Source organism: Coleofasciculus sp. F4-SAH-05, from assembly GCF_040222985.1.
In the GTDB taxonomy this organism is placed as follows: domain Bacteria; phylum Cyanobacteriota; class Cyanobacteriia; order Cyanobacteriales; family Coleofasciculaceae; genus Coleofasciculus; species Coleofasciculus chthonoplastes.
Genome location: NZ_JAVKBY010000121.1, coordinates 82361 through 90839, shown reverse-complemented (window position 1 = coordinate 90839; position 8479 = coordinate 82361). Strand labels below are relative to the sequence as shown.

General features: G+C 43.9%; 5 protein-coding genes and 1 pseudogene. 3 read left to right on the top strand and 3 right to left on the bottom strand.

Going from position 1 to position 8479, the window contains the following annotated elements; translation table 11 throughout:
• Positions 1-251 (top strand): annotated as a pseudogene (locus tag RIG27_RS14815) (hypothetical protein); the annotation flags it as partial.
• Positions 252-733: 482 nt separating this feature from the next.
• On the opposite strand, the gene RIG27_RS14810 reads toward RIG27_RS14815, so the two are convergent.
• Positions 734-1852: a hypothetical protein gene (locus tag RIG27_RS14810; RefSeq protein WP_446346307.1), complete on the bottom strand. Its 1119-nt coding sequence runs from the start codon at positions 1850-1852 to the stop codon at positions 734-736.
• Positions 1853-2195: 343 nt separating this feature from the next.
• Between RIG27_RS14810 and RIG27_RS14805 the strand changes: the two genes are divergently transcribed.
• On the top strand, positions 2196-3737 hold the full coding sequence (locus RIG27_RS14805) for an FAD-dependent oxidoreductase (protein ID WP_446346305.1): 1542 nt from the start codon (positions 2196-2198) through the stop codon (positions 3735-3737).
• Positions 3738-3853: 116 nt separating this feature from the next.
• A complete protein-coding gene (locus RIG27_RS14800; protein WP_446346303.1) occupies positions 3854-5515 on the top strand; it encodes an adenylate/guanylate cyclase domain-containing protein in 1662 nt (553 codons plus the stop codon).
• 39 nt (positions 5516-5554) lie between these two features.
• Here the strand turns inward: RIG27_RS14800 and RIG27_RS14795 are convergent, their stop codons facing one another.
• Together RIG27_RS14795 and RIG27_RS14790 are read right to left on the bottom strand one after the other, a co-directional pair.
• Entirely contained in the window at positions 5555-5857 is a 303-nt protein-coding gene (locus RIG27_RS14795; protein ID WP_446346301.1) for a hypothetical protein, read from the bottom strand.
• Between the two features lie 12 nt (positions 5858-5869).
• Positions 5870-8464: a S8 family peptidase gene (locus RIG27_RS14790; RefSeq protein ID WP_446346299.1), complete on the bottom strand. Its 2595-nt coding sequence runs from the start codon at positions 8462-8464 to the stop codon at positions 5870-5872.
• Positions 8465-8479: the final 15 nt, after the last annotated feature.

Here is an 8479-nt window from a genome sequence, read left to right as displayed (position 1 = left end):
TCACTTTTTTCAATTTCAAAAAAATCATGCTTGCTAGGATAATTGAAGAATTCAAAAAAGTCAAGGATTTTCGCAACAAGCGAGGCAAACGGCACGAATTATGGGTAGTTTTATCTATTATTTTTTTGGGTCTGATGACGGTAAAAAGGAATCAAATAAAATTGTACAATAGTCTTAAGGAGTTAACGGAAAGAGAAAGTCCAGTAAGCGAATATGAAAAAAAGGATGTAAGTCGGGCCTCCGCCAAGTAACTCGAACAGTATCTGTATTTAATCCAGAAAATTTGAGGAATCAAAAGCATCCCAATCTTCACCGTGTAATTCGTGTAAAAAGAAAAGGATGGCGGGACAAAAAAGAATTGAATGAGACCTTATATTATATAAGTAGCAAAAAATGTTGCTAATTTAACGATTAATAGATTCAATGCCACTAATTTTAATAAAAAAGAAAACCCCCTGCTGCTTAAAGAGGGGGAGACCAGATGTTGCGAGAGCTTTTTGTTCCATGGGGGAAACCAGATGTTGCGAGAGCTTTTTCCCCTTCTCCCTTGATGGGAGAAGGGGTTAGGGGATGAGGGTGAAACGCTCCCCCTATTGTTTGTTCCGAGGGAGTTGGGTAACATGCGTCAAGCCAACCGACAAAATCGACGGGAAACCCGCGCAGGCGGGTTTTGTTTGTATAGCTGCGGTTACCCTACGGGAAGCTGCTCCGCGTCTACAACCGCCCTCTTTTATTAAATCGATGAATAAACCTGCTGTGCCATTTCCCTCAATAATCGCTGATTATTTTGATAGACTTCCAGATACAAATTCGCCGAGTCACCTTCATCCATTTGTAGGCGATAAACCGTATCGCCACGACGGAACGAATTCTCTGGATCATCCTGCTTATACTTCACTGTAATCGAATCTCCTGTCCGCTTCGATTGTCCCAGATAATATTGACCCGACTCACCCGCACAGATAGCAAAACGATAGTTGTTCGTTTCCCCAGCCGTCCTTAAGCTAGTTTCTTGGGGACATTGGTTATACAGTCCCGTCTTCTCTAAATCAGCTAGCCGATAATAGGCTGTTTCTCCAGGGTTTCTAATATAACCCGTTTGTTGGAGGAATTTGCGTAAATCATTAAAGAATGACTCTCTATCATTTACTTGATACGCTTGACGAACACGTTGCCATCCATCTTCACTTTGACCGAGCATATATTTATCCGCTAAATAAGCGGCTAATGCTCCTCTAGCCACACCGGGATAATCAGTTTCTGTATAACGCTGCCAGAGTTGATAGGCATCATTGTAGATCAGTTGCGGATAGCTGCGCGTTACATCGAACATCTTGCCGTTACGATATTGCCAAATCTTCAAGGGATAGGACGAACCAGCATAAGACGTAAAGGCGTAGGCAAAACTATCGTCCCGCGTCCAAAATTCGGGAATGTTATCTTGATTTAAGTCTTTAAATTCGTAACCCACATTCCCCCAAAACTGTTCGGTTAGAGTATAGGCATCTTGAGCCGCATCGTAGCGATAAATCATAGAAACCCAACAGCAATGCGCTCCACCCGTATAGGTGTCTAAAATAACTTCGGGTTTGGGGTTAATGTCTAAGTTGCGGACTTGCAAATCCGTCAACCGACAAATCAAAAAATCGTCTGTTGATAGCGATTTATTCAGGACGTTTTCTCCATCCCGACTGATTTGCAATTGGGGATTCTCTAAACAAAAGTCTTGGCTTTGATAGGAAAATTCAGCTCGAACGTTTCCCGATTCGGCGGTTTTGGTTTCGGCTACAACTGGAGTTGCGAATCCCATAGAGCCGATAGCGATAATAGCTAATAAAAATAGTTTGTTCATTTTTCAAATTTAAAACAAGGGAACAGGGAACAGAAGAAATTGAGGGTTCAACTTTAGAGTTTGTAGTCAGCGCTTTAGCGCTGCTGGCACTAAAGTGCCTACTACGAACCCAGTTTAAATCGAATGTCAACTGACTTGAGAGTTTGTAGTCAGCGCTTCAGCGCTACTGGCACTAAAGTGCCTACTACGAACCCAGTTTAAGTCGGTGTCATTCTGCCTAGGTCATGTTTTACTGAACCGTTATATCATTGCCTTGTTCCTTACCCTCTGCCCCTCTGCCTTCTATCTTTAACCCCTCGCAGATTAGGATGTAGAGGGAGCATCTGTGCCAAACGAGAGAGTCATGAGTCAAACTGAACACATTCTTTCCCAGTTACCGGGGGATGTCTTGGCAGGCTTGCGGAAGGCTGACCAATTCTGGCAAGCGTTGCGAGACGATACCACGCCGATTCCCCAGGTGGTTAAGGAATCAAAAGAACCTTTAGGAACCGTCGATTGGGATATCGTTATCTGTGGTGGTACCTTAGGCATTCTCCTGGGTGCTGCTTTGCAAAGGCGAGGCTGGCGTGTCGCCGTATTAGAACGGGGGATTTTGCGGGGGAGGGATCAAGAGTGGAATATTTCCCGCCCAGAACTTGATGTATTCCTGGAACTTGACCTGTTATCGCCTGAAGAATTAGAGGACGCGATCGCATCTGAGTATAACCCAGGTCGGGTGAGTTTTTTGGGGGGAGAGGATGTCTGGGTGCGGGATGTCCTCAATATTGGCGTTGACCCAGTTTTCCTCCTGGATACGCTCAAGTCCAAGTTTATCGAGGCTGGGGGTCAGCTTTTGGAAAAAACGGCATTTGAGGGGGCGGTGATTCATCCTGATGGGGTGCGCGTCGAGGCAGCGGGTGGGTTAAACACTCGGTTACTGATTGATGCGATGGGTAACTTCTCCCCCATTGTTAAACAAGTGCGACAGGGGGAAAAACCGGAAGGCGTTTGTCTCGTCGTGGGGAGTTGCGCTCAAGGGTTTACCCAGAATGATACGGGGGATTTAATTGTCTCTTTTACACCCATTCAGAATCATTGTCAATACTTTTGGGAAGCATTTCCCGCCAGAGATGGTAGAACCACCTACTTATTCAGCTATCTCGACGCCCATCCCCAACGCCCCAGTTTGGGGTTTTTTATGGAGGAATACTTCCGGCTATTGCCCGACTATCAGGGGGTGGAACTGTCGCAACTTGATTTTAAACGAGTGTTATTTGGCTTTTTCCCATCCTACAAAGAAAGCCCCATCAGAATGCCCTGGAATCGAATTTTGCCCGTGGGTGATAGCAGTGGCGCTCAATCCCCCGTCAGTTTTGGCGGGTTTGGTTCGATGGTGCGTCACCTCAAACGTTTAACAGAAGGCATCCAGGAAGCCCTTAGCTGCGACGTTTTGACCCAAGATGCCTTGAGTCTACTGCAACCCTATCAGCCGAATATTGCCGTTACCTGGATGTTTCAACGGGCGATGAGTGTGGGCGTTGAGCAAAATATACCCCCCAATCAAATCAATGAGTTACTAACAGGCGTTTTTCAAACAATGGCACAGTTGGGGGATGACGTACTGCGTCCTTTCCTGCAAGATGTGGTGCAGTTTTCTGGATTATTCCAAACTCTAACACTCATTTCCCTAACTAAACCGGGACTGGTGACTCCCGTGATTCCCCAAGTTGGGTTAACCACGCTGTTAGATTGGATGGTGCATTACATAAATCTGGGTGTCTACAGTGGCTTATATCCATTAGGACAATTCATGAGTAAACCTGTACATCAATTACCCCCGACGACTCAATACTATTACCACCGTTGGCTGGATGCATGGCGCTATGGTTCTGGGGGGGATTATTGAGTAGAGACGTAGCATGCTACGTCTCTACAAATTAATGGCTGGGTCATTGGTCATTGGTTATCGAAAGGCGCCTTAGGACTAAGGACAAATGACGAAGGACTAAATAAGAAGGGACTATGAAAAGATGGAAGCGCCTGACTGGAGCTGGGCGCAAACTTAGCATCACCACCAAGTTTGCGTTGGCATTTATTGCGCTGCTGTTGTTGATTGGTATTGTGTCAATGACAGGCTTTGTCTCTCTGCGGCAAATGCGTAATGAGACAGAAGCGGTGCTTCTAACCAGTATTGAAGTTCAACGGCGCGGGTTTGAAATGGATGCGGCGTTACGCAATGCCCGTCGTGTGGAAATTGACTTCTTTTTACGGTGGCCCAGTATTAATTTTTCCAGTACAAATCTGAATGAGTTTCGCGAAAAACACCGCCAAGAGATTGACAAAGTTATCGATATTAGTAGCCAACTGCAAGAGCTTCTGGCTCAGGTTGAGGGGGGGATATTTAAACGGCAGAGTAATCCGGATTTAGTCGAGTATGTGGAAATTGTTGAGCAATATTCTCGCAGTTTCCAGGAAACGGTGGGTTTGGTGAGTAATTTGGGAATTGATAATGTTGGTGTACTCGAACAACTGGAACAAAATTTAACTCTATTGCGGAATCGCTTGGAACTAGCAGAGGCTCAAGAGTTTCTCGGATTAGTTAATGAAATGCAGTCCTATGAAAAGGAATATTTATCCACTCGTGAACCTGCAAGAATGGAGTTACTGACGAAAACAGCGCAACAATTACGTGAGCAAATTAACACCAGTGCTAAATTTAATGAAACGGAACGGAGACAGGCATTAAGATATCTCGATGCTTATCAATCGGTTGCTAAAGATATCGTTCGACTCGACAAGGAAATTCAGGACAAAATTCGCAATTTTGATCAACAGGCACAGGCACTAGCCGATAAATTAATCGACTTGGCAGATGCGGAGGCGGATCGAGCGCGTCGAACGATTAATGACACTAGTGAGACGGCGACGGTATTATTAGTGGCGGCTGTGTTAGTAGCATTAATTGCGGCAGTAATTATTGCCAGACAGTTTGCTTCTGCGTTAACCACATTGGATCGGGAAACCGCAAAATCCGAACACTTACTACTGAATGTTTTGCCAGCACCCATTGCCTATCGTCTGAAGCGAGAAGAGCGGACGATCGCGGATCACTTTAATGAGGTGACGGTACTCTTTGCCGATATTGTCGGGTTTACGGAGTTGGCGTCTCACACTTCGCCGATTGAGTTGGTTGAGATTTTGAATGTGATTTTCTCGGAGTTTGATCAACTGGTTGAGGAACACCATTTAGAAAAGATTAAAACGATTGGTGATGCCTATATGGTGGTTGGGGGGCTACCGATGCCGATGCTCAACCACACGGAAGCGATCGCGGATATGGCGTTGGATATGCAACGGGTAATTGAGCAATTTTGTCAAGAAACCGGGAAATCCTTTAGTATTCGCATTGGCATTCATACTGGACCGGTGATTGCAGGAATTATTGGGATTAAAAAGTTTATTTATGATTTGTGGGGAGATACAGTAAATATTGCCAGTCGCATGGAATCCCACGGCTTACCGGGGAGTATTCAGGTAACGGAAGACACGTATAAGCGCCTCAAGCATCGCTATCATTTTGAAGATCGCGGTTTGATTCAAGTCAAAGGGAAGGGGCAAATGAATTGTTATTTGCTCACGGGGAGAAAGCAGAATTCGCCAACGATTGAATATATTGAATTATGAGCATTGATGGTTGACTGTGTATTATTACTTTATGAATCATTAGCGGCGACAGAACCACCTAAACAGGTTGATGTCGCCTTGCATTTTTTGGAGTTCCTGTTGGTGGCGTTTGGCGGTTTGGCGATACCATTGGCAGTAGGACTCGAATTCCTGCCGATACTGCGTTTCTCGGTGGAACTCTTGGGTGAGTTGGTAGGTGGCAAAAATATCCGCAGCAGGCGGAGGGGTGGGGAAAATTTGGCGGAATTCCTCTGACATGGCGATTAGGGGTATAGGTTGGGTACAAGTCAAATCGCCCACGGCGTTTAGTTTAGGGTATCCCAGATTCGCTTGAGTGTCCAAGGCGCGATCGCGTCACTGGTTGCTCGTTACTTGAATTTCCGTCTGTAGCTCAATCTCTGGTTCTACTTGAGCTTCGACGAGTGCAGCATAAATCGGAATATTAGATTCTATAGCTTCAAAACTCACAACTAGAGAGTACGGAGCGTTAGCATCTGGATCATTATTCCAGCCTTCATGTCCAACTACTGCTATACAGAAAGCGTCTCTAAGATTATAGGATTTGACAATAGCCCAATCTTTCTGAAGAGTTCCTGCACTTCTGGATACCCCCTGAGTTCTTCCATGATTTTTCTGTTTTCCTAGAGTCCAACTAAAAATTTTATCTCCTTTTTCTGAATCATCTGGAGCATCATACTCTTTCAAAACTCTTGCCAGGAAACTATCTGGATCTTCCCCTCTTTTACTACACTCCCAGTCAACCCAAGTTGAGAGATATCTTCTGCGATTTCGCCGCGTTCGACGAGGTTGAGCTTTGTAGGATAAGGTAACTTCCAGTAAAATGTCTAGTTCTTCCCCTTGAGAACGCAGGTTATCTGGCAATTTCACTTGATAAACATGGGCTTGTCGAGCTTTAATATGCTTTTCTCCTCGCGTAATCAAAGTGATGCGATTGGGGGCATTGTTCAAAGCGCGGTCAAGATTAGGAAGACCATAACCAACTTGACGAATAACTTGTAGCTTATCTACATTATTTTTCCTTGCCCACTCTAACCATCTTGCTGATTGCACGATTAGCGCCCGGTACAGAAGACAACTCTCATGGGTAAATTCAGCCGCAAGATAAGCTGCAATATGGCTTACTTTCGGTGCGGCAAATGATGTTCCAACTGCGTCAGACGCAACGGCTGAACCACCACTCAACGTTGATCGTACTAATTCAGGGCAAACATTTTCAGGAGAAGTGATGTTGGGTGGTGTACCTCCATCTTTGACTAAATCGCCTCCATACTCCACTACTTCCGGTTTAATAGAATCCCATAGTCCCAATCCAGAACAAGAAAAGGCTGAGGGTTTATCCTGCTGTGATATTGATGAATAGGGTGGTGCATGATAAGAATTTAAAGCGATGGAGCCAACGGTTAACGCTTGAAAACTTTGAGCAGGATTGGCAATCCTACAAGAATTCTCTAAAAGATAATCTGGGTAGGGTCGATTAGCATTAAGATGATCCATAACCGATAATCGGGTAATCCCTACTCGATGATTTAGTGGTAAATTTCCAGCAGCTACAATGAAAAGGATATCATTGTGCCATGTCAGTTGATCGATAGCGGCTGCCCAAGCACTCATATATCGAGTTTGACAAGGTACAGAGCCGGTAATTGAATGATTAAAAATTCTTGTTCCTGTTTGACTGTGGTAAAATTCGACAATATTTCCCAATATATCAGGCAGGAATAACTGTTCGGGTAATTGGCAGTTAGCATCTAAAACTCTTGCGTTTTGAAGCCAGCAAATAGCTTGGTGGTTGCCTTGGCGCGGAATAGTTTTGGGATAAAGCACTGCACCAGCTACTCTGGTTCCATGTCCACCATTGCTTACGTTGTCAGCAGTTTGATTAACTTCGCCAGGAACCCAAGATATTGAACTTTGTGCATCAATGGCTGTTCTTAGAAGTGAATGCCTTTCTTGAATACCACTATCTATAATACATACCTTTGGATCATTAGATTTAGGTGGTTGTAGAATCAAGCGGGGTTCATTGATGTCAGATACGCCTTGTTGCCTTATTTCTGCAAACTGATCAGGTTCAATAACATCAAAAATAAAGGGGAAATTGAAAACCAAATCTTTTAACCCTTTACCAGAAATTTGAATGCGACACGAAAAACTATCTGGTAATTTAGCATATTTAGGTGTTTTTGAATCGACAAAAGAACTGATGATTTGCCCCTGATAGACTTCATTCTGAATAAATTCAATAAACTCCTGTTGTCTTTCGTATGCTAAATCATCCCATTCTTCATAAGTTAAATTTCGTTTATCAAGCCACTTATTGACTCGTTTATTAAATTTATCATTAGATTCATTGGGTTTACGCTTTGGATAATCAGACAACTTCACCTTAGTCCCAATACAAGCAATACCTACATCAACAATGTATATCTGATCATCTTTAACCTGATTCCAGTGGGCTAGGAGTTCAGGAGACAGAATATATTCTGGTTTTTTAAATCCCTCAACAATATCCCATATTTCTGAAACTTTTTTCCCACCCCGTTCCTCCTTAATGAATTTCTCAATCTTTTTTCGCAGATCACTCAGTTCTAAATCGGCTGAAGCACCAATAATATATCCATCTTCTAATTCGGCGATTACCTCAATGCCATAAGTCTTCAAATCATCTGGATCAAAAGTATCAGGGTCAATCTGTAAAATAATCCGTTGAGCATCAGGGAGTGGAGGTTTTTCCTCTTCCTCCCGCTTCTGTTGAATATCTTTCCAAGCCGAGACGATAGATACTGTTGAATTCTTGAGTCTATTTCCATGTCCCCAGCGATCACTGAGGTTTGTAGTGGTTCGAGGATTTGGTTTTCTCCCTCCAGAGGTAAATACAGCAGTTCCTTCCCTGGTCAATCTAAGCGGGATATGAGGAAAATCAACCATTTAGTTCTCCAAACA